The following is a 21,817-nucleotide window of genomic DNA, read 5'->3' as shown; positions in this document are numbered from 1 at the left end:
GGATCATGACAGTTGGTCTCTCCGTGGTCTGCGCTTACGAGACGGTGCAAACCAGGCAGCGTTCGACCATGAAACAGAAAGACCGGCGCTATCTCATGTCCAACATTACGCGCGGCAGTGTCGGCTCAAACAACAATCAAATCGCGACAGACTACCTGCGCAAACTCTGATGGGATCTTGGTCGGACTGTCGGTTCCATGAGTTTGACGCTCTGAATTTGCAAGACCGCGCTACAAGCGTCACCGGGAAAGCCCAGAAGAGTTTGGGTAATGTGACAAATCATGAACGTTGGCACGGATCTGAATCTTTCCACCCGCAGATGGTGCAAGTGTTGGTATCCTTACAATTTACACAGGGTTCGCATTCCCGATACCCGTTCGTCATAATCGCCGTGTATCTCGCCTAAGTTAAATCAATCGGGGACGACCATGATCAAATCTCTTTTTCTCGCCAGCGCAGCGGTTCTTTTCGGCACGGTTGCCCTCGCGGCTGACGTGTCCGGCAAACTGGTTCTGTATACCTCTCAACCGAACGCCGACGCGCAGCAGACAGTCGATGCATTTACGGCCAAATACCCCGAGGTCGAAATCGAGTGGATCCGCGATGGCACAACCAAGGTTATGGCCAAGTTGCGTGCGGAGTTTGAAGCAGGAGCACCGCAACCGGACGTCCTTCTGATCGCGGATATGGTCACCATGGAAGGGTTGGAGGCAGAGGGCCGTCTGATGCCGCATACAGAGGCAGACGTCTCGGCCTATGATCCGTCGCTGATGGATCCCGAGCGGCATTATTTCTCGACCAAACTGATCACCACGGGCATTGTTTACAACACCAATGCGCCCATGGTGCCGACGTCCTACAAGGATCTGCTCAGGCCCGAGGCCAAGGATATGTTGGCGATGCCGTCGCCGCTGACCTCGGGTGCGGCCACGATCCACATGGCTGCGATTACAGGCAACCCTGACCTTGGCTGGGACCTTTATGAAGGGCTTGCCGAGCAGGGGGCGAACCCCCAGGGCGGCAACGGTGGTACGTATCGGGCTATCGCGGGCGGCGAAAAGCTCTATGGGTTTGTCGTCGACTTCCTTCCGATCCGGAACAAGCTCGAAGGCGCGCCTGTTGAGTTTGTGTTTCCAGAGGAAGGCGTCAGCGCCGTGACAGAACCGGTTGCGATTCTGTCGACGGCCCAAAATCCGACTGCCGCCAAGGCGTTCGTCGATTTCCTGATCTCGCCCGAAGGCCAGCAGCTTGCGGCCGACATGGGATATCTGCCCGCGCACCCTGCAATCACACCGCCGGAGGGTTTCCCGGCTCTGTCCGATATCAAACTTCTCGACTTTGACCCGGCCCGCGCATTGGCGGAAGACGCGGCAAACAAAGCGAAGTTTGTTGACATCTTCGGCGGCTGATGCCCCAACATCTTGAACGCGGCGAGGGGGCCACCCTCGCCGTTGTCGTTTGCATTGTTCTGATCCTGTTCGTATTCCCACTGGGGCTTTTGGGGCAGGTCGCCTTTCGCGATGGCGTCGCGCCGATCCTTGCAGCACTGGACACCCGCGCGGTTCCCCGCGCGCTATGGAATTCGCTGGAAAGCTCAGGCTTGTCGGCGCTTTTGGCACTGGTGGCGGGTACGGGCGTGGCGCTCATACTTGGGCTCACCGACGTGCGCGGGAAGGGTACATTTGCCTTTCTGTTCCTGATCCCCATGATGGTTCCGCCCCATGTGACAGCGATTGCCTGGATACAGGCGCTTGGGCCATCCTCTCCATTGCTTCAAACGCTTGGCCTTGCGCCGCCTTTGGGCACGACCCACCCGCTATATTCACGCGAAGGGGTGATCCTGCTTCTTGGGATCCAACATGCTCCGCTCGTCTTTCTTGTCGTTCTTGCCGCCTTGCGGAGCCTGCCGCGGGAGATGTCGGATGCGGCCCGTGTGTCGGGGGCACGGGCGGGCCAGATGCTGCGTCGCATCGTGGTGCCACTTCTGGCGCCGACACTTATTGCGGGCTACGCGCTGGCCTTTGTCTCGGCCCTTGGCAATTTTGGCATTCCGGCACTTTTGGGTATTCCGGCGAGGTACACGACTTTGCCGGTGCTGATATGGCAGCGGCTTGCCAGCTTTGGCCCATCGGTCCTGACGGATATGGCCGTGATCGCCGCTCTTGTTGCTGTCATCGCCGTGGCGGCCGTGGTGTTTCAGCTCTGGCTTTCGTCCCGTCGCCGCAACGCGCTGATTGGCCCGCCACAGCCGTCCCTGGATATTCGACTTGGCCGCGCGAGACCTATTGTTGAGGGTATATTGGCGGCAACCGTTTTAGCGACACTGGTCCTGCCCATCACGGCACTGTTCACGACGGCACTCGTGCCAACCTACGGCGTGCGGCTCAATGCCGAGACGGCGACATTGTCCAACTTTGCTGAAATCCTGTTCCGCCAGTCCGTCACGGCTCGTGCCTTTTTGAATTCAACCTTCATTGCGGCCTGCACCGCTGTCCTGCTGGCAGGTTTTGCGATGCTCGTCGCCCGCTACGCCGCCGCGCGGACGCGGGCCACGCGACGGTTTGGAACTGGCCTGAGTGCTGTTGCTGAAATGACCTATGCCATTCCGGGGCTCGTGATCTCGGTGGCGTTCATTCTGGCGTTTATTAAGCCGCTGCCGCTGATCGGTGTGTCGATCTACAACACGTTGTGGATCATCCTGCTCGCTTATCTCTGCGCTTTCTTCGCCATTGCGCTCAAACCGGTCACCGCGGCCACTCTGCAGCTCGACCCGGCACTTGACGAGGCGGCACGCACTGCGGGTGCCGGTTACATCCGCCGCCTGGTGCGGATTACGTTCCCGCTGGTGTTGCCTGCTGCTGTCTCGGGTGCGATCCTCGTGTTTCTCACCGCCTATAACGAAGTCACCGTCTCAGCCCTCCTGTGGTCCAGCGGGACCGAGACGATTGGGACAACAATCTTCAACTATGAAGACGGCGGCTATACGACGTTGGCGTCAGCGATGTCCGCGGTCACTGTGGTTGCCACAGTGTTCCTGATGGGCGCGCTCGATTGGCTGGGCCGCCATGCGCCGCCGGGCGTGGTGCCGTGGCGGCTCTAGGCCGGCAGCACCCAACCGCCGGTAAAACGCAGGCCGATCTCGTCGCCCACATGGGCCGAGTAAGGGAGGTCGAGCATCACCTCGATCTGCGCTTCGGTGTCGAAGGCGACTGCCTCCCAGTGCCCACCGCGATAGGAAATGGTTCGGATCGTCATCCTCGCGCCGTCTGGATCGGGCGTCACGTTGCGCGGACGTACAAAGACCATGTGCCCGCCCGCCCCCTCAACAGGCACGGTCTGGCCCAAAATTCGCGCTTCGCGACCCGAGACATCCGCCCCGACAATTGCCCCGCGACCAATAAACCGCGCCACGCGCGCGTTCGCTGGACGATCATAGATGTCCTGAGGCGTACCCAGTTGAAGAAACCGGCCGTTCTCCATGACAGCCATAATGTCGGCGAGCGCCATGGCCTCGCGCTGGTCATGCGTGATGAACAGCGTTGTCACGCCAGACCGGTCGTGGAATGCGCGCAACTCTCCCTCCATCGTGTGGCGCAGATGCGGATCGAGATTTGCCAACGGCTCATCCATCAGGATTGTGCGCGTATCGCCTGCGAGACACCGCGCCAACGCCACCCGTTGGCGTTGGCCACCTGACAGGGCGTCGGGCCGGCGATCAGCATAGTCGCTCAAGGCAACCGTCTCCAGATGCTCCGAAGCCAGGCGCAGCGCCTTAGCCCGACCCGTCCCTTTGGCCTCATAGGGAAACGACACGTTGCGAGCCACACTCAGATGCGGCCAGAGGGCGTAGGATTGAAAGACGACGCCCACCTGCCGCTCTTCGGATGGAATGTCAGTGTGTCCGTCGCATACGGTCCTTCCGTCCAGCGCGATGCGCCCCTCATCCGGACTTTCTAACCCGGCAATGGCCCGCAAAAGGGTGCTTTTTCCGCAGCCTGACGGCCCCACGACGCAGAAAAAAGCGTTCTTTGGGACTTCGAACGAGATCCCATCCAACGCCGAGTGCGCTCCAAAGGATTTGCGCAGCGATTCGACCGTTATGCTCATGACTGTCAGGTATCATCTTTAACGAAAGAGTGGCAGAGCGTTGCTCCTCAGATCATAGCATACTGGGGTAAAGAGGGATCAGTCTGCGACCAAGCCTGTGTCGCTGGCCGATGTCCACTCTTGCAAATGCGAAACGGCAGCGGAGTTCACTATTTTTGAAGCCCGTGAGGTGCTTTCAAAAACTCTGCATCCTGAGCCAGATCCGATACGGAAACACTTCTGAGTTCTTGTTCGAATACACTCCTTGCGGTGCTGAGCGCAGTTTGTGTGGCCTTGCTTGCCGCATGCTCAAGAAGACAGGGAGAGGACGGCTCGGGCACCCCGATGGCAAACACGTTCGGCGATCCAAGTGCCGTGTAAACGTCCATCAGGCTGATCTCAGTTGTGGGCCGCTGCAGATGCCAGCCGCCGCCGTGCCCTTTGATAGATGCCACCAATCCATGTTTGCGCAGCCCGCCCATGGTGCGCCGAACCAAAGAGGGATCCATGCCGAACATCTCGCCCATACGGTCAGATGTGACGGGCGCGTCGATCTCATCGAGATGAAGCAATATGTGCAGCACCCTCGGGAGCCGGTTGTCGGTTCTCATACCACATGCTTAGCTGAAACGGTCTCTCGTGACAATTGCAGGCACGAAAGGTTGACAAGCGTTCTCTCGTGACATTTAAGCTCACGAGAAACGCATAGCCCGGAGCTTAGTGATGTCAGTCCTGTCTGCTGAACCAATTTCCGCAAAACGACCGCAATGGGCGGTCGTCTGGGCGCTTCTGCTCGCAGCGTTCGTTTCACTCTTGGATGTCACAGTGGTCAATCTCGCGGTCCCGAGCATCGCAAAGGATCTTGAAGCGACCGGATCCCAATCGCAATGGATCTTGCTGGCCTATCTGGTTCCTCTCGCGGCGTTGCTTCTTCCCCTTGGGCGCTTTGGGGATGTGCTTGGCCGTCGACGTTTGTTCCTGTTTGGCGTGTCCGCCTTTGCAGCAGGCGGGCTGGTGGCTGGAACAGCCGACGGTATCCGCATTCTGATCGTGGCACGGACCCTCCAGGGGATCGGGGCGGCGACGATGATGCCGCAAGTTCTGGCCCTCACACAAGTGATCTTGCCCCCCGAAGAAAGACGGCGCGCCGTTGGCTATTTTGCGATGATCAGCGCATTGGGGGCCGTCGCCGGTCCGATCATCGGCGGAGCTGTCCTGTCGCTAGATCCCTTTGGTCTGGGATGGCGCATTGCGTTCCTGCTGGCGATACCACCTTGTTTGGCGTCGGTGGTGATCGTTGCGCTGTTTCTCCCACGCGACAATCAGAGATCATCGAAATCACTCGATGTGCGGCACGCGATATTGGTCGCATTGGCCGTCACGGGCTTGGTCTTTGGGGTGGCGCAGGGGCGGACACTCGGGTGGCCACTCTGGATCAATGTTCTGATCCCAGCCAGTGTTCTGCTGCTTGCTTACGTCGCTCATGCCCAGTTGCACAAGGTGTCTGATCGGGTCGAGCCGCTGTTGCCGCGCGCCTTGCTGCAGTCCATCCCATTTCTGACGGGGGCCGCGATGATCCTATTGATATTTTGCGGTATCGCCGGTGTTCCTTTTACATTGGCCGTCGCGCTGCAAGCCGGACCGAAGCTCTCGCCCGGCGCAGTAGCAGTTGCTCTTGCCGCGCATCCCGTTTTGGCCGTGGCGGGGGCATCTATTGCGGGACGGGTTACACCATCAAACCCGTGGACCCTTCCAGTCCTCGGATCGCTGCTGGTCTGCGGCGGTATTGTTCTGATCATCCTGGCATTTTGGACCGTTGGAAATGACATCAGCGCCCGCATTCTTGTCCCGCCCTTGTCGCTGATCGGATTGGGTATGGGCTTAGGCAACGTGGCTCTTGTGTCCAATACGTTGGCGCTCGCGCCGAACGATAGCGCAGGCGCAGCGTCGGGCCTTATCCAAACCGGGCAACAGATCGGCATTGCGCTGAGTATCGCCATCGTCGGCAGTCTGTATTTCGGGAGCAGCGTGCAGGAAACAACAGGGCAGGCCGCGGCAACAGCATTGATTTTTCCCGCCATTGTCTTTGCTCTGGCCAGTCTGCTTTGCGTGCTTGGCGCAGTTTTGCACGCACGAAGGGCGACATGATGAAACCAACCCCCGAACCATCCCCGCTGGCGTTTTAGGATGCCAGATATTGCGATGCCAGTTACGGAACGAGTGGTGTGCCATCTGTCATCCTCAAACGCTTTGCGTATGGGCGTTTGCCGGACCTCGCGCTGGACTTGGAATGCGCCAAAGGAGACGATGCAGTCTGGTTAGCACGACAGGGCTAGGATGCCTGCGCAATCGACATTGCGCAGCCTGCCTCGGATACTGGAGGCGTAAACGCCGCGCGGCGCTAAGTCAGAGACAGCATCTCACTTGCGCGTCGCGACCTGACTGCGTCGTTTCCCGCCGGAGCATTTGACCTCATCCAGGCGACGTTTCTGCAAACCCGATTTGATATCCCACAGGCAGAGGTTTTTGCGTGCGTGTTTGATGATCTCAAGCCAGGCGGATTGTTACTTTGTGTCAGTCCTGGCAGCCGGTGTATGCGAAGTATGCGCGGAGCATTCTACGCCAGCTCATTCTAGAGCTGTTCAGATTTCTCAACACGGGCCTTTGCTTTTGCTGCGATCTCTCGCTGCTTGTCTAAAGGGGGGACTGGTACCTCAAGTGTGCGAAGGAAATACGCATCAACACGTTGGTGGCCAGACGAGCCAGTGAAGAGCCTGACCGCGACTTTTCTGACGCGTTTCATTCGCAAGAGGGCACGAAGAAATCCGAGACGCTTCCAAGAGCTTGTCCGCCAGATCACGAAAGGGTACGTTCGCAGTTGCCGCGCACTTGCCAGCCTTAATGGCTTCAGAAAGCTCATCATGAAAGCCTCTGCTTGGTAACGCCGCGGAAATTGCTTGTCCCTTACGTTGCAGTCCCCATCTTTGAATCTGACGATGTACTAGGTAGACCTTTGTCCCTGATGCTGTTTTTGGCGCTTGTTGAGCTTGGCCATAGCTAATCCTCCCACCGAATTGGACTTAGGTGCTTTTTAACAAAGAGACGTCTCTTTGCGTTTATTATCAAAGGCTTAAGCGGGATTCGAAGTAAGAGTTTCTGGCATTTCTTGGCGGGTTTCTATCAGTGAAGATAGAGTGTCACCTAGTCTTACACTGTCCAAAGCACTGTCATCTTGACAGCAGCCGCAAAAGCTGTGGGATCGAAATATCCACCCTACTCAAATCCCAAAATCAGGATGTGATTTTTTTAGAATGTAGCTTGAAGCCAATCAGGATCGACGCATCCGAAGGAAACTTGCAATTCTGCAATTTCCTAAACCACTGGTTTCTTTGAATTTGTTGGAGGCGAGTACCGGAATCGAACCGGTGTACACGGATTTGCAATCCGCTGCGTCACCACTCCGCCAACTCGCCATCCGTGGTGTGATCGGGGCGATAGCTCATTCGAATGGTGCGTGCAAGGCTGTTAAATTCGGACCTACCGGGAATATTGCCGCAAGGCATACCTGCCGCGTTGCCCAAGCGCGCGGACTGTGGCACACCTGTGGAGAAGAATCTGAACCAAAGAGTTTAGCTGTAATGCCCGACTTCTCGACCCGGCGCACAATGATGGTGGACACGCAGGTCCGGCCATCTGACGTCACCAAGTTTCCAATTATTGATGCTATGCTATCCGTAAAGCGCGAAGACTTTGTTCCTGCCGCCTTGCGAGAGACGGCCTATCTGGGTGAGAACCTAGATCTTGATGACGGGCGCGTCATCCTTGAACCTCGGACGTTGGCGAAAATGCTGGATGCTCTGGACATTTCCCCGGATGAGCTGGTGCTCGATGTCGGCGCGGCCCTGGGCTATTCGGCTGCTGTCATCGCGCACATGGCCCAGGCGGTCGTCGCTCTCGAAGACAACGAAACGATGTCGTCCGAGGCGCAAGACGCGCTGATGTCCGCCAGCATCGACAATGTTATCACCCATGTCGAACCCCTCAAGGATGGCGCGGCAGAGCATGGTCCCTACGACGTAATTGTGATTGAGGGTGGCGTGGCTCACGTGCCGGATGCACTCCTTGCGCAACTCAAGGACGGTGGCCGGATTGCGTGCCTCTTCATGGACGGGGCGCTTGGTGAGGTGCGTGTTGGCTACAAAACGGATGGAGCTGTGTCGTGGCGACGCGCCTTCAATGCGGGCGCACCAGTCTTGCCGGGATTTGAGAAACATAACGCATTCACACTTTGACCAAAAAAGGCTTCGGTCGGGCGGATCAACAAGGGGCAGGTGGCAATGAAGACGAATACAGGACGCGGATTTCTGAAAACGACTGCCTGGGCATTGGGACTCGCAACAGCTGTCAGTTTCAGCTTCGGTGGCACACGGGCGACAGCAGATACTCTGGCGGATGCTTTGATCGGGGCATACACGCACAGCGGACTGTTGCAACAGAACCGCGCGCTTCTGCGCGCCGCCGATGAGGATGTTCCGATTGCGCTGGCCGCCCTGCGTCCGATCATCAACTGGTCCAGCGACCTGTCTCAGGTTTTTGGGGACACGACGTCCTCGTCGACCGGCGGATTGACGCGTTCGATCGACACGACGACGATCTCATTGGATTTGACGGCCTCTTGGCAGCTTTACGATTTCGGAGCGGACGCGGCACGGGTCGAAGCGCTTAAGGAGACTGTGCTTGCGACCCGCGCGTCTCTGCTGAACGTCGAGCAGGCGCTATTGCTGCGCGCGGCATCCGCATTTTTCAACGTGGGCCGACAGGAAAACTTTGTCGCGCTCAGCCAAAACAACTTGCGTCTGTTGCAACAGGAATTGCGCGCCGCCAATGACCGCTTCGAGGTGGGGGAAGTGACGCGCACCGACGTGTCGCTTGCAGAAGCCGCTGTTGCCCAGGCCCGCAGCAATCTCGCGGATGCGGAACGAAATCTGATCCAGGCGCAAGCCGAGTATGCGAACGTGGTTGGTCGGCAGCCTGGCCGTCTCGCGGGTTTGCCTGCGCTTCCGCGGACCGAAACCCGGATCGAAGCCGCTCAGGCCGTGGCTGTGCGCAGTCATCCGGAAATGGAAACAGCACGGCGTCAGGTGTCGGTAAACGAGTTGTTGGTCAATGCCGCCTCCAAAGATATGTTGCCGGTCGTTTCGCTGAGCGGAAGCTTGAGTATCGAAGAAGAGATCGGCGGCGAAGACAGCACCGAACAGGGTGTGATTGGCCTCAATGTGACGGGGCCCATCTACCAGGGTGGCCGATTGACGGCCCTCGAACGGCAGGCCATCGCCAACAGGGATGCGGCCCGTGGAAATCTGCACAACGTGCGGCACGACGTGCAACAGGATGTTGTGGACGCAATTTCAGACTACAACGCCGCGCGCGCCAGCCTTGCTGCATCCGAAAGGCAGATCCGCGCAGCACGCGTCGCCTTTCAGGGCGTTCGCGAAGAGGCGACGTTGGGTGCACGCACCACGCTTGATGTACTGGACGCAGAACAGGACCTGCTGGATGCGGAATCGAACCGCATCTCGGCGCAGGCGGACCAGTATATCGCCGCCTATGCCGTGCTCGAAGCCATGGGGTTGTTGACGGCGCAACGCCTGAAGCTGCCTGTGCAGCTGTACGATCCCGCCGCCTACTACAATCTGGTCAAGGACGGACCGGTCAAACGGTCCAGACAAGGCCAGCAATTAGACCGCGTGCTGCGTGCCCTGCAAGTAGACGATTAGACTTTTCAGCACAGTATTGTGCGACTCTCACCCGCGCGGTACAGTTGGCGCGAGGCTAAGAGTGGTACATGAAACATGTCTGATCCAATGACCAACACCGAGGTGGAGGACGTTTTGGCGTCCATTCGCCGTTTGGTGTCTGACGACAACCGTCCGGAACCGGAGAATGAAGCGCCGACGCGCACAGACCGTCTGGTGTTGACGCCCGCGTTGCGTGTCATGGAAGAGGTCGCAGATGAGCAGGCCGAGCCTGACGCAGAACTGCAGCCCGATTTGGACGATGATGATGTGTTTCAAACGGAATATGATGCGTCCGATGCGCCCCCTGAGGCAGAAGTCTTGCAAGCGCCGTGGGAGGATCATCCCGCAGAGGATGCGCAAGACGATGCAGATGATGTGACGCCAACACAGCCTGAGGGCGGTGAAACGTCCATTACGTTGGACACCGTTGACCTTGAGCAGGATACGTTGATGTCCATTCAGGATGCATTCGCTGATGTCGGTGTAGAGGAAGATGAAGTATCAGAACCGGCCAAGATCAGCGCAGGCACTGCTCCGACACCGCTAAGCGATAAGATCGCCGCCCTGGAAACGCTCATTGCTGGGCAGACCGAAGAATTTGAACCGGACATGGCTGGTGATGGCGAGAATGCAGGTACTGAACCGCCAACACTTGAATGGGAAGATGCGGGCGACGTCGCCGAAGCAGCGGAAACACATGAAGCCGATGCAGAACCAGTCGGCAACCATATCGACGAAACCCAGATATTTTCGACGGATGAAGATGTTCTGGATGAAGACGCGCTGCGCGATTTGGTCAGCGACATCGTGCGCGAGGAGCTGCAAGGCGCGCTTGGCGAACGCATCACGCGCAACGTGCGCAAGCTGGTCCGGCGCGAAATTCACCGGGCGCTTGCGGCGCAAGATCTCGAATAGGGCGGGGCGGCATGTGTCGCCTGTCTGAACTTTCGTGAACACACCCGCACATTTGCTGATTGGTGCCGCTGCCTTCGGGAAGAGTGCGGATCAACGCATTCTGGTGGCTGCCTTCGCCGGTGGCCTTATGCCTGATCTGTCACTGTATCTGATGGCCGGCGTATCGCTCTACATCCTTGGGATTCCGCCAAGTGTCGTTTTCAACGACCTCTATTTCTCAGGCGCTTGGCAAACCGTTTTTGCCATCGACAACTCATTTTTCGTTTGGGGTGTGCTGTGCGCCATTGCTGTCTGGCGCAAGTCTGGCTGGGCGATTGCACTGACAGGCGCGGCCCTTGTGCATCTAGCATTGGATTTTCCGCTGCACCACGATGATGGGAGACCGCACTTCTGGCCGTTCAGTTACTGGGTGTTTGAAAGCCCGGTCAGCTACTGGGACAGGAGCCATGGTGCCGCTTTGGTGGCCCCGATCGAGGCGTCCATTGCGACCGTGGCGGCAGTGGTCCTGTGGCGTAGGGCGTTGCCAGTCTGGGGGAGCGGGCTTGTTGTACTTCTGCTGCTCGCCGAGTTCTGGGTTGTCCGGCAATGGCTGTTCTTCTTTGTCGACAGCCCGGGGTAAAAGAAAACGCGCCCCGGAGGGCGCGCTTTCCTTAAGGCAGCAATTGTTTGATCAGGCAGCCTCGGCCTGTTGAGCGGCATTGCGGCGCTCGGACTCTTCGCGGCTCAGCGCGACCGACGTGCGGACACCCTTACCGACAAATTCCATAAGCCCTTCGACCACACGTTCGTTCGGGTCGATACCTGCACAGCTCAGCACTTCACGCCCATCGCGCGACCGTGCCCAGCGGGCAATCTGCTCAGGCCCGTTGCCATATTTCTTGTCATCGGCGATGGCATCGTCGAGTGCAGCCAACACAACGGCTGCGAAAAGTTTGCGTGCACGATTGCCTTGTTCATTGTTAAAGGCCGTGCCGTCAACGAAATCTTTCATTCGTCGTCCTTCCTTTATTCTTGCTCTTGTCTTTTTCGGCGTGGCGCTCGTTATGGACGAACACAGCCGATTCGGATACCCCGTTTCTGCATGGCACCCTTGCAATCAGCGCATAGCCTGCTGCGTATGCAGCACTGCATTTCGTTGTCTTGCCGGGGCATCCCACGCGAGATATAGGGAGCATCAACTTTTCATCAACCTTTCGCCATGGTTTTGCCACATGCCTAAAATTAACGGAAACGAGATCCGCCCCGGAAACGTGCTTGAGCACAATGACGGCCTTTGGGCCGCCGTGAAGGTAGATCATGTCAAACCCGGCAAAGGCGGCGCCTTTGCACAGGTGGAACTGCGCAACCTGCGCAATGGTTCCAAATTGAATGAACGCTTTCGCAGCGCCGACAAGGTCGAGCGCGTGCGTTTGGAGCAGAAAGACCAGCAATTCCTCTATGAAAATGACGGCATGCTGGTGTTTATGGACGCAGACACCTACGAGCAGATCGAACTGCCCGCAGAGCTGCTGGGTGACCGCCGCCCGTTCCTACAGGACGGCATGACCATCGTGGTGGAGTTCTACGACGAAGAGGCGCTGAACGCGACCGTCCCGCAAAAGGTCACCTGCAAGATCGTGGAGACGGAACCGGTGGTCAAAGGACAAACGGCGGCCAATTCGTTTAAGCCTGCGATCCTGGACAACGGGGTCAAGGTCATGGTGCCGCCCTTTGTGGGCCAGGATGAGGATATCGTGGTCAACACCGAGACCATGGAATACGCCGAACGCGCCTGATCAAGCACGCCGCTGTTACGGTCACATCTGAATGACCTCGCTTTGCGTCCTGCGCATGGCGGGGTGTTGCACAGGGACAAGATCAAGGGCGCACGCCGCATCAACCCGGCCAAATGATCCCGCAGACGGGTGCTCAAGACGTCGAACCCCCCCCAAAAAACTGCACATTTGCCCGGGTTAAAACCCTCTCAAATCCCGCTTATTTCTGGAACCTGCACTATCTGGCGACGAAACTGCGCATTTTAGCCCGCAAGGCGCGACCCAACCGGCAAATGCGGTTAATTCGAGAGACATAACATTGCGTCAGTACCCGCGCATCGGTGGTTTTTTGGTCGGGCGCTGTGAATGTCATCGGGCGTGGTGACTGCTACGACAACCGTACAGGATGTGGCTGAGGAGGCTGGTCAATTTGTCCCAAACCGTCCAAGCCTTGCTGGACGCCAGCCCTATCGGTATTGCTGTCATACGCGCGGGATTCAGATCAGGCGGCGGAGATTTTATGTTTACACATGCAGGAAGCCACGAGGCCCGGAACGACTGGGCAACCAAGCCAGAGGGCGCCTGCGCACGTGATGTCAGGCGCGCCGGCAGGCTCGGTTCGCAGACGTTCACGACATCATGGCAATTATGACAATGGTCCGGGCGCAGCCGCCTGACACATCAAGCGGTTTCGCGCGTGGGATGACATGAAAAATGATCAAAGACCCATGAAAATAAGGGCGACGCAGCACTCCGATATCGCCCCCTTGCAGGTGGTTTTGAACGACACCGGGCTTTTCCCGAGTGAGATGCTGCCGGATATGGTGCAAGGGTTCCTGTCACATGACGAGAGCGTTGATATCTGGCTGACATGCGAAGCAGCGGGCAGGCCGGTCGGCTTCTGCTATGCGGTGCCGGAGCCGCTTGCGGATGGGACATGGAACATGCTTGCGATTGCGGTTCTGCCAACAGAGCAGGGGGGCGGTTGTGGCGCGGCGATCACAAAGCGTCTTGAGGCGACGCTCAGGGAGCGGGGGCAGCGTATCCTGATCGCTGACACGTCAGGAACGGATGCGTTTGCGCAGACACGCGCGTTTCATTGCAATAACGGCTATACCGAGGCGGCCCGCATCCGGGATTTCTGGGCGGCGGGAGATGACAAAATCGTCTTCTGGAAGTCGCTTGTATAGACCAACCTCGGTCATGTTGACCTGTCTTCGGACAGGCCAGCTTTGGCACTTTTCCCAGGCCGTGTTGGTCGCGTGTCGCAAGGTGCCATCCTCACAACTCGAGTGCGTTTGCAGTGCCGCAATGGACCCGGGGCGCGGGATGCACTAACCATCACCTGTGACTGCGCCTCCGGGGTGCCAGCCAACAGGATAGCAATATGACCTTGAACAAGACGCTCGTTTTTCCTGCGGGCATGCCGCACTCGCTGGCCTATGCGAAGCAAGCGGAACGAGATGGCCGTGCCGTTGTGGGGGCGTCGTCCCTGAACCACGATCCGGCCAAGCCGCAGTACGGTGCCTGGGCCTTCCTTCCTTACGTGACGGACCCGGACTTTCTGACGTCGCTGCAGGGCGTGGTGGAGGCGCATTCGGTCAGTTCAATCTACACGCCGAACGCGGTTGTCTGGGAAATGCTTGAGGCGGCGCTGCCGCGCGTGCTGCCGGATGTGAGCCTGGTCAACTCTCATCCGATGCGCGAGTTGGAGGACACGTACAAAGCCTCTAATACGTTTGCGCAAAGCCTGTCAGATGTCGACGCCCCTTTGTTTGTTCCGCACGCCCGCGACCTGCCGCCGGTGTTCAAGCTGGCCGCCGTTTATCACCATTTGGAAGCCATTCCGGGCATGTGCGACCACGACAAGACGCGTGCGCTGTTTTCCATTTTTCAGTCCGCCCCGCGCGGTGACGTAGTCGAGATTGGCAGCTGGTGGGGGAAATCCGCATTCCTGCTGGCGCAGCTTGCGCAATTGAATGCCGTTGGCCCGGTTCTGTGTGTCGATCCGTGGGACATGGAAAACATCGTTCAGAACGATGCGGAGGGTCTGGTGGATGCGGTCGATGTTGATCCAGCGAGTGCCTTCGAGATTTTCCTGGTCAACCTGCTGCCCTACGCGCAGGGCCGGTTGAACTATCTCCGCCACGCGTCGGTTGATGCGGCACCGGTCTATGCGGCGTCGCGGCAGATCGAGAGCCCGGAGTTTGGCGCCGTGGACTATTCCGGCGAGATTTCGGTGCTTCATATCGACGGCAATCATAGCGAGGCGGCCGTCAGGGCCGATGTCGATGCCTGGTGTTCCATGGTCAAGCCCGGCGGATGGATTGTGCTGGATGATTATGTCTGGCCCTATGGGGATGGGCCGAAGGTCGTGGGCGACGCGTATTTGAATGCGCGGCAGGACCAGATTGCCACGTCTTTTGTCATGGGGTCGGCGTTGTTTATCAAGCTGGTGGGTTAACGCGGCAGGTTCGCTTCAGTCCGTGCGGGTGACGGTGGCCGCGCCTGCCTGCAAATCGCCCTGTGCCCGGTCGAACCGCAGATAGGCGATGGCCCGGTCGCCGGAGCGTGACAGGAGCGTTCCTGCGGGTTTGTCCCCGGCCTTGAGTTCCGTTCCCGGATTCGCGTCGCCCTCGACCCGTACGGGTGCGAGCCCTTTGCGCAGCGTCGTCTTGTGCTTCATCCGTGCGGTGACTTCCTGGCCCACATAGCAACCCTTGCGGAAATCGACGCCGTTCAACCCTTCGAAATGCGCTTCGAGGATGAAGGTGTCGGGTGTGAGCTCGATCCCGGTTTCGGGGATCATGTGCGTGACGCGCAGCGCGGTCCAGTCGGTGGTATCATCCGTCTGGGGGTGGTCGCGGTAGGCCCGCCAGCCCATCGCGCTGTGCCGTGGGTCGGCGAACCCGTCGGTTGGTGCATCGCCCAGCCCGCGGTGCAGGTGCAGCTGCGTGTCCTCCAGCGTGACTTTGGCGCGCAGTTTGTACATGCTGAGCCGCTGCCGCAGCATGTCGGCCTGATCCCCATGCGCGTCGAGCAGCACCGCGTCCCCGTCCGGCACCAGGAAGAAGTCGGCCATGTATTTGCCCTGCGGTGTCAGGAGTGCGGCATAGACCAGCCCGTCTTTCAGCCCGTCCACATCGTTGGTCACGAGCCCTTGCAGGAAGTCGTGCGTGTCGGGGCCGGAGAGGCGGAAGATATGACGGTGGGTCATGGGAGTTCCTTTCGCGGGCATCCCTTGTCATATAGCAGCCCGAGGACCAACCGAAAGGGGCCTGACGTGCCTGCACCCATCTCTGTCATTGTGCCGACCCTGAATGCCGAAAAGGCGCTTGGCGCGTGTCTTGAGGCGTTGATGGAGGGGGTCGATGCGGGGTTGATCGCGGAGCTGATCGTGAGTGATGGCGGATCGGAGGACGGGACTGTAGCCTTGGCCGATGCGTGGGGGGCGCAGATCGTGACAGGTGCTGCGTCGCGCGGCGGGCAGTTGCGCCGCGGGGCGGCGGCGGCGCGGGCAGAGTGGTTTCTGGTGCTTCACGCCGACACGTGTCTGGCCCACGGCTGGACAGCGGCTGTGGGTGTGCATCTGGGCCGTGGGCAGGCTGCGTATTTCAGGCTGGGCTTTGATCGTGGGGGCAAGTTCGTTGCCGGGTGGGCCAACCTGCGAGCGCGGCTGTTCGGCTTGCCGTATGGCGATCAGGGGCTTTTAATCCGGCGTGATCACTACGCCCGCGTCGGGGGCTATCCGGACATTCCGTTGATGGAGGATGTGGCGATGGCGCGTGCGCTGCGTGGGGACCTTGTGCCCTTGGATGCGGCGGCGGTGACCAGCGCAGAGAAGTACCGCCGGCAGGGCTGGCTGCGCCGCGGGGCGCGCAATTTGTGGACGCTCATGCGCTATTTTGTGGGCGTCAGTCCCGAGAGGCTGGCCGAGAGCTATCGCCGGTAGCCATGTGCCCGTGCCGCGATTGACGCCGCTTCGGGCGGCGCTAGTGTGCGCGGTATTGAACACGGCGGAGAGCATTCCATGACATCATCTGGCAAACAAGTCGGCGGGCGTGAATACTTGGCCATTCCGGGCCCGTCTGTCATGCCGGATGCTGTCTTGCAGGCCATGCACCGGGCCGCGCCCAACATCTATGCGGGCGAGATTGTCGACATTGCCGCCAGCCTTGTGCCGGACCTGCGCCGGGTGGCCCGGACGGAGGGCCATGTGGCCATGTATATCGGCAACGGGCATGCGGCGTGGGAGGCGGCCCTTGCCAATACGGTGGCGGAGGGCGACACTGTTCTGGTGCCTGCCACGGGCCGTTTTGCCCACGGCTGGGCCGAGATGGCCCAGGGGCTGGGTGCGACCCCGCAGATCATGGATCATGGCAAGCGTGAGCCCTGGGACCTCGAGCAGATCGCAGATGCCCTGCGCGCTGATTCCGCGCACCGGATCAAGGCGGTGCTGGCGGTGCATGTGGACACCTCGACCTCTGTCCGCAATGACGTGGCGGCCCTGCGCGCTGTGCTGGACGACGTGGGCCATCCGGCGCTTTTGATGGCGGATTGCATCGCCTCGCTGGGCTGTGACCGCTTCGAGATGGACGGCTGGGGCGTCGATGTGATGGTGGCAGGGTGCCAGAAGGGGCTAATGGTGCCGCCCGGCATGTGTTTCGTGTTTTTCAACGACAAGGCCGATGCGGTACGCCGTGCCATGCCGCGTGTCAGTCGTTATTGGGACTGGGCGCCGCGCGCCAACCCGGACGAGTTTTTCATGTACTGGAACGGGACCGCGCCGACGCACCACCTGTACGGCCTGCGCACGGCGCTCGACATGATCCATGCCGAGGGGATGGAGACGATCTGGACCCGCCACGAGAGGCTGGCGCGCGCCATCTGGGTCGCCTGCCATGCCTGGGGGGCCGAGGGGCCGCTGGAGTTGAACGTGGCGGAGCCTGCGCATCGCAGCTGCGCCGTCACGGCGCTGCGGCTTGAGGCGCCGCAGGCCACCGCGCTGCGTGATTGGACGGAGGCGCGCCTGGGCCTGACCCTGGGCATCGGCCTGGGCATGGCGCCGCCCGGCGATCCGGCCTGGCACGGGTTTTTCCGGCTGGGCCATATGGGTCATGTGAACGGGCAAATGATCATGGGGCTGCTGGGCGGGATCGAGGCCGGTCTGACGGCGCTGGGCGTGCCCCACGGGCGCGATGCGCTTGGAGCCGCTGCAGCGGAGATTGCCAAGGTCTAGGCTCTGCGGCCGATCGGACATCGCATTTGGCCTGATCTCTGCTTCACGCTTCCGACATGGAGGTTTGAAGGCACGAGCTGCGGTTTGTGGTGTCGGACCGTCCGTGGCGGCAGCGTGAGGCACATCTTCCGGGTAAGGTCAGCGAGACGGGGGCCACGACAAGGGGCAATCGTCTGTTGCTGCCCGCCGTGTTCTGGCGCGTGTGTACAGGCGCAGCCGGGCGCGACATGCCGCGCGCCCCCGGGAACGGAACACTCAGGTCCGACGCGTCCGCCGTAGCGCCGAGGCGGGTGTATTCGAGAGCCTTTTCAACGCCATGAGCGATGATCCCGACCTTGAACATGCCTTGATTGATGGCACCGTCATGTCGGTTGACCAGACGGCATCGGGTGCAAAGGGACGGCCTCGGCGTCAGGCCATCGGGCGCGTGGCTGGCGACCGGACAGGCGCATGACACAAAGGGGTGGCGCCCCTGATGAAGGGCGTTTCAATTGACGCGCTGCTCGCGGATACGCCGTTCGGTGCAACTTGGCGGCTTGACGATCCGGACGACTGCGGAGCCGCCGCTGTGATGCCTGCTCACGCCAGGTCCAAAATCCGGCGGGCCGACGACCGGGAGGTCTGCACGTGGCGGTATCTGGTCGAGAACGACCTGACAAAGATCAAAGAGATAGCCACAGGATACAACAAAGCAGATTGCGGTTATGCAAGGTGTTGGAACTTGGTCGCAGAACCCATTGCCTCATGCTGCGTGCCCACAGACCCTCGGTCAGGGCGGTTGCGGCGCCGGGACGTAGCGGCGCAACAGCCGCTCGAGCGTGCCGTCCGCGCGCATCGCGTCGATCGCGGTCAGATAGGCGCGGCGCGTGTCATCGGGCAATGTGGGGCTGGCGACTATGAACACGGGGATGTCTCGGATCGTGTCGCCGATGGACAGCGGCGTTTCCATGTCGAGCATGCCCCAAGTCATGCGCATCATGTCGTCGGTCAAGAGCCACGCATCGGCGCGACCGGTGGCGAGCATGTTGGCGCTGGCCTCGGGCGAGCGGGTGCTGTGGACATTCCCAAATCCAAGCTGAGCCAGAATGTTTTCGGATGTCGTGCCGCGTTCCACGACGATGGAGGGCAGAGCACGCGCGTCGTCCAGCGTGTCGATGCGGCCCGAGATGCTGGCAAAGTTTAGGCTGGTGCGGTGAAACTCGGTCACCCAGAGGATTTGGTCGTCATGCGTCTTGCCCTTGAAGAGCGCGGGCATCAGCGTTGCCTTGCCCGTTAGCACCTCGTGCACGGCGCGCTGGAAGGGCAGGAATTGCAGGTCGATCTGCCGACCGGCGCGACGTGCCGCTTCGCGCAGCACATCCACCGAGTAGCCGGGGCGCGCTTCGTCCCCTTCTATCATAAGCGGGGGATAGTGCGAGGCGACGACCTGGTCGACCGTGGGTTGCTGGGCCAGCAGCTGCGCGGGGGCAAGGACCAAAGCTGTCAGAAGGGCAATCTGAGTAAGCGTTTTCAACCTGTCACCACTGTCATACTTGTAAAGGACGCGGGCCGGAGAGGGATCCGACCTGTTGCAAGACGATCTGAACGCTTTGTTTCGGCAACATTCGAGAATCGTAGAGGGTTCCGGTTTAAGAAGCACTAAGGAACGGGGATTGAGCCCGGCTTTGCGGTCAGAACGGTTTGCCGCGCCGGATCGAAGCCTCTTGTCTCTGGGCGGCCCAGATCCTGCCCCGTTCGATCAGGTGATTGACGCCAAGCCCCAGTAGCATGGCGGCGATCAGCCCCCAGATCGCCCAGATGGCCACAAGGATCCACGTGATGTTGACGCCGAACATCACGATGCAGGCCTTGGTATAATTGGGTGCGGTTCCGGTTGTGTGGTCGTCCATGGCGTACCCTGACAGCGGTGGCTGTTGGCAGATTATAGTCCACCTGTTCGGCCTGTCAGCCCCCGTTTGCGTCTGCCAGCGCATGGGGCAGGGCGGCGGCGAAGGCGTCGAGGTCGTTTTGCGTGCCGCAGCTGATCCGGATGCAGCGGTTTTGCGGGGCGGCAAAGGGCATGCGGGCAAAGATGCCGCGCGCGATCAGGCCGTCGAGCACCGCCTTGGCGAACGCGCCGTCGCGCCCGCAGTCGATGGCGACGAAATTTGTGGCCGAGGGCAGTGTGGTCAGCCCGTTGTCGCGGGCGATCCGGTCGATCCGGGTGCGGGCTGTTGCGATTTGCTCGAGGACGCTTGCGAGGTGCGCCTGATCTTGCAGCGCTGCCAGCGCACCGGCCTGCGCCGCCCGGTTCATGCCGAAATGGTTGCGCACCTTGTTGAATGCGTCGATCAGCGGGGCCGCCCCAATGGCGTAACCGACCCGCGCGCCCGCCATGCCGTAGGCTTTGGAGAAGGTGCGCATCCGGATCACCCGCGGGTCGTCCGGACCGATGTCAGGTGCGGTGCCGGTGGGCGCGGAGTCGATGTAAGCCTCGTCCAGCACGAGGAGGGTGCCCTGGGGCAGATCATCCAGCGCCTTCTTAAGTGTTTCACCGTCGTGCCAGGTGCCCATCGGGTTGTCGGGGTTGGCGAGGTAGACGAGTTTTGCTTGTGTTTCCTTGGCCTTGGCAAACAAGGCAGCGGGGTCTTCGTGGTCGACCGTGTAGGGGACCGTCTCCAGCGTGCCGCCGTAGCCTGCGACGTGGTAGTTGAAGGTCGGGTAGGCGCCCAGCGACGTGACCACGTGGTCGCCCGGTGCCACGAACAGGCGGGCGATGTAGCCCAGCAGGCCGTCGATCCCTTCGCCCACCATGATGTTGGCAGACTTGATTTGGTGATGGGCTGCAAGTGCTTGGCGCAGCTCGTGATTTTCCGGGTCGCCGTATTTCCAGATGTCGGTCTGGACCATCGCCTCGGCCACGCGGGGGGATGGGCCGAAGACGCTTTCATTGGCGCCGAGCCGCGCGTCGAAGGCGCTGTTGCGGGCGCGTTCCTGGGCTTCGGGGCCGACGAAGGGCACGCTGGAGGGCAGGCTGGCGGCAATCGGGGTCAGGCGGGGATCTGTCATGGCGCGAGGGGTAGCGCGGGTCGCGGTGCGGGGCAATGCCCTTACGTTTTGCTGGCCCTTGCCGGTGTGATGCGCTTGGGTGGGGGCATAGAGGAGAGCCCCCATGTCCGACCGCGTGACCATCACCTATGAGAACCAGATCGCCCATGTGCGCCTGACCCGTGCGGACAAGATGAATGCGGTCGATCAGGCGATGATCGACGCCATCATTGTCGCGGGGCAGGAGGTGGCGGACAGCGCGGCGCGGGTCTGCGTGATCTCGGGCGAGGGCAAAGGGTTTTGCGCGGGCATTGATGTGGGCGGTTTGGGGGCGATGATTGGCAAGGATTCCAATGAGTTGCTGATGCCGCGCACCCATGGGGAGGGCACCACGAACCAGTGGCAGGAGGTGGCCATGGTGTGGACCCGCTGCCCCGTGCCGGTGATTGCGGCGGTGCATGGCGTGTGCTTTGGCGCGGGGATGCAGTTGGCGCTGGGTGCCGACATTCGGATTGCCGCGCCGGATGCGCGGTTTGCGGTGATGGAGATGAAGTGGGGGATCGTGCCGGATATGGGCGGCATGGTGCTGTTACCCCGGCTGGTCCGCTCGGATGTTCTGCGCAGGCTGACCTACACGGCCGAGCCGATTTCTGCTGACAAAGCAGAGGCTTGGGGGCTGGTGACAGAGCTGGCCGATGATCCGTTGGCCGCTGCCATGGAACTGGCTCAGGCGCTGACGTTAAAGTCGCCAGGCGCGCTTAGGGCTGCCAAGGCGCTCATCGGATATGCGGAGACTCACGCCCCGGAGGCCGTGCTGCTCGAGGAGAGCCGGGTGCAGGCCGGGTTGATGGGCACGCCGGAACAGATGGAGGTCGTCGCAGCGCAGATCCAGAGGCGGGCACCGGTGTTTGAGGGGTGAGTCGCGGCCCCTGATTAACCTTGTTTTTATGAAGATTGACGGGCTGTGGCGGGGTGTCACCGTGCGTGCAGCACCCGTA

Annotated in this window: 22 protein-coding genes and 1 tRNA gene; 15 read left to right on the top strand and 8 right to left on the bottom strand. The window is 60.4% G+C overall.

The features are described from left to right. Positions 1–5: 5 nt before the first annotated feature. The 3 genes from BWR18_RS21625 to BWR18_RS10000 all read left to right on the top strand — a co-directional run bounded on the left by BWR18_RS21625 (position 6) and on the right by BWR18_RS10000 (position 3,100). On the top strand, positions 6–170 hold the full coding sequence (locus tag BWR18_RS21625; RefSeq protein WP_157598694.1) for a hypothetical protein: 165 nt from the start codon (positions 6–8) through the stop codon (positions 168–170). 258 nt (positions 171–428) lie between these two features. Continuing rightward, positions 429–1,409 (top strand): ABC transporter substrate-binding protein, encoded by a 981-nt coding sequence (locus BWR18_RS10005; protein WP_076627895.1) that lies wholly within the window; start codon positions 429–431, stop codon positions 1,407–1,409. After that, positions 1,409–3,100 (top strand): ABC transporter permease, encoded by a 1,692-nt coding sequence (locus BWR18_RS10000; protein ID WP_076627893.1) that lies wholly within the window; start codon positions 1,409–1,411, stop codon positions 3,098–3,100. The genes BWR18_RS10005 and BWR18_RS10000 overlap by 1 nt, the downstream gene beginning before the upstream one ends. Here the strand turns inward: BWR18_RS10000 and BWR18_RS09995 are convergent. Both BWR18_RS09995 and BWR18_RS09990 read right to left on the bottom strand, forming a co-directional pair. Further along, positions 3,097–4,107 (bottom strand): ABC transporter ATP-binding protein, encoded by a 1,011-nt coding sequence (locus BWR18_RS09995; RefSeq protein ID WP_076627891.1) that lies wholly within the window; start codon positions 4,105–4,107, stop codon positions 3,097–3,099. The two genes, BWR18_RS10000 and BWR18_RS09995, sit on opposite strands and share 4 nt — an antisense overlap. A 149-nt stretch (positions 4,108–4,256) precedes the next feature. Continuing rightward, positions 4,257–4,697: an RrF2 family transcriptional regulator gene (locus BWR18_RS09990; RefSeq protein WP_076627889.1), complete on the bottom strand. Its 441-nt coding sequence runs from the start codon at positions 4,695–4,697 to the stop codon at positions 4,257–4,259. A 112-nt stretch (positions 4,698–4,809) separates the two neighbouring features. Here BWR18_RS09990 and BWR18_RS09985 point away from each other — a divergent pair, with 112 nt between their 5' ends. After that, on the top strand, positions 4,810–6,234 hold the full coding sequence (locus tag BWR18_RS09985; protein WP_076627887.1) for an MFS transporter: 1,425 nt from the start codon (positions 4,810–4,812) through the stop codon (positions 6,232–6,234). A 1,251-nt stretch (positions 6,235–7,485) separates the two neighbouring features. Here BWR18_RS09985 and BWR18_RS09980 read toward each other — a convergent pair. Beyond that, positions 7,486–7,559, bottom strand: a tRNA-Cys gene (locus BWR18_RS09980). 165 nt (positions 7,560–7,724) lie between these two features. Between BWR18_RS09980 and BWR18_RS09975 the strand changes: the two genes are divergently transcribed. From BWR18_RS09975 to BWR18_RS09960, 4 genes are all read left to right on the top strand, one after another. Next, positions 7,725–8,378 (top strand): protein-L-isoaspartate O-methyltransferase family protein, encoded by a 654-nt coding sequence (locus tag BWR18_RS09975; RefSeq protein ID WP_076627885.1) that lies wholly within the window; start codon positions 7,725–7,727, stop codon positions 8,376–8,378. A gap of 93 nt (positions 8,379–8,471) precedes the next feature. Next, complete coding sequence (locus BWR18_RS09970; RefSeq protein ID WP_254684833.1) at positions 8,472–9,863, top strand: TolC family outer membrane protein; 1,392 nt, start codon at positions 8,472–8,474, stop codon at positions 9,861–9,863. Positions 9,864–9,938: 75 nt separating this feature from the next. Beyond that, entirely contained in the window at positions 9,939–10,799 is an 861-nt protein-coding gene (locus BWR18_RS09965; protein ID WP_157598693.1) for a hypothetical protein, read from the top strand. 34 nt (positions 10,800–10,833) lie between these two features. Then, on the top strand, positions 10,834–11,418 hold the full coding sequence (locus tag BWR18_RS09960) for a cobalamin biosynthesis protein CobQ (protein WP_076627879.1): 585 nt from the start codon (positions 10,834–10,836) through the stop codon (positions 11,416–11,418). 51 nt (positions 11,419–11,469) lie between these two features. Here BWR18_RS09960 and BWR18_RS09955 read toward each other — a convergent pair whose 3' ends face one another. Then, on the bottom strand, positions 11,470–11,790 hold the full coding sequence (locus BWR18_RS09955; RefSeq protein WP_039684470.1) for a DUF6280 family protein: 321 nt from the start codon (positions 11,788–11,790) through the stop codon (positions 11,470–11,472). A gap of 220 nt (positions 11,791–12,010) precedes the next feature. Here BWR18_RS09955 and efp point away from each other — a divergent pair, with 220 nt between their 5' ends. The 3 genes from efp to BWR18_RS09940 all read left to right on the top strand — a co-directional run bounded on the left by efp (position 12,011) and on the right by BWR18_RS09940 (position 15,017). Then, the gene (efp, locus tag BWR18_RS09950; protein WP_076627878.1) at positions 12,011–12,574 is read left to right on the top strand and encodes an elongation factor P; all 564 of its coding nucleotides are present in this window, start codon (positions 12,011–12,013) and stop codon (positions 12,572–12,574) included. Between the two features lie 707 nt (positions 12,575–13,281). Next, positions 13,282–13,743 (top strand): GNAT family N-acetyltransferase, encoded by a 462-nt coding sequence (locus BWR18_RS09945; protein ID WP_076630240.1) that lies wholly within the window; start codon positions 13,282–13,284, stop codon positions 13,741–13,743. A gap of 197 nt (positions 13,744–13,940) precedes the next feature. Continuing rightward, positions 13,941–15,017, top strand: a complete 1,077-nt coding sequence (locus BWR18_RS09940; protein ID WP_076627876.1) for a class I SAM-dependent methyltransferase — start codon at positions 13,941–13,943, stop codon at positions 15,015–15,017. Between the two features lie 15 nt (positions 15,018–15,032). Here the strand turns inward: BWR18_RS09940 and ygfZ are convergent, their stop codons facing one another. Further along, entirely contained in the window at positions 15,033–15,770 is a 738-nt protein-coding gene (gene ygfZ / locus BWR18_RS09935) for a CAF17-like 4Fe-4S cluster assembly/insertion protein YgfZ (RefSeq protein WP_076627874.1), read from the bottom strand. A gap of 66 nt (positions 15,771–15,836) precedes the next feature. On the opposite strand from ygfZ, the gene BWR18_RS09930 reads away from it, so the two are divergent. The 3 genes from BWR18_RS09930 (at position 15,837) to BWR18_RS21620 (ending at position 18,246) form a co-directional block, all read left to right on the top strand. Beyond that, entirely contained in the window at positions 15,837–16,505 is a 669-nt protein-coding gene (locus BWR18_RS09930; protein WP_076627873.1) for a TIGR04283 family arsenosugar biosynthesis glycosyltransferase, read from the top strand. Positions 16,506–16,583: 78 nt separating this feature from the next. Beyond that, entirely contained in the window at positions 16,584–17,792 is a 1,209-nt protein-coding gene (locus BWR18_RS09925) for a pyridoxal-phosphate-dependent aminotransferase family protein (RefSeq protein WP_076627871.1), read from the top strand. Between the two features lie 316 nt (positions 17,793–18,108). Further along, on the top strand, positions 18,109–18,246 hold the full coding sequence (locus tag BWR18_RS21620; RefSeq protein ID WP_157598692.1) for a transporter: 138 nt from the start codon (positions 18,109–18,111) through the stop codon (positions 18,244–18,246). Positions 18,247–18,561: 315 nt separating this feature from the next. On the opposite strand, the gene BWR18_RS09915 is transcribed toward BWR18_RS21620, so the two are convergent. From BWR18_RS09915 to BWR18_RS09905, 3 genes are all read right to left on the bottom strand, one after another. After that, positions 18,562–19,269, bottom strand: coding sequence for a substrate-binding periplasmic protein (locus BWR18_RS09915; protein ID WP_076627869.1), 708 nt, complete (start codon positions 19,267–19,269; stop codon positions 18,562–18,564). A 193-nt stretch (positions 19,270–19,462) separates the two neighbouring features. Next, positions 19,463–19,681: a hypothetical protein gene (locus BWR18_RS09910; RefSeq protein WP_076627867.1), complete on the bottom strand. Its 219-nt coding sequence runs from the start codon at positions 19,679–19,681 to the stop codon at positions 19,463–19,465. Between the two features lie 55 nt (positions 19,682–19,736). Next, entirely contained in the window at positions 19,737–20,840 is a 1,104-nt protein-coding gene (locus BWR18_RS09905; RefSeq protein ID WP_076627865.1) for a pyridoxal phosphate-dependent aminotransferase, read from the bottom strand. 103 nt (positions 20,841–20,943) lie between these two features. On the opposite strand from BWR18_RS09905, the gene BWR18_RS09900 reads away from it, so the two are divergent. Beyond that, positions 20,944–21,738 carry a crotonase/enoyl-CoA hydratase family protein gene (locus BWR18_RS09900; protein WP_076627863.1) on the top strand — a complete coding sequence of 265 codons (795 nt, stop codon included), beginning with the start codon at positions 20,944–20,946 and terminating at the stop codon, positions 21,736–21,738. The last annotated feature ends 79 nt before the right edge of the window (positions 21,739–21,817 follow it).

This window comes from Tateyamaria omphalii, from assembly GCF_001969365.1.
Taxonomy (GTDB): Bacteria; Pseudomonadota; Alphaproteobacteria; order Rhodobacterales; family Rhodobacteraceae; genus Tateyamaria; species Tateyamaria omphalii_A.
Note: the sequence above shows the minus strand (reverse complement) of the source record. Positions and strands in the feature narration are given on the sequence as shown.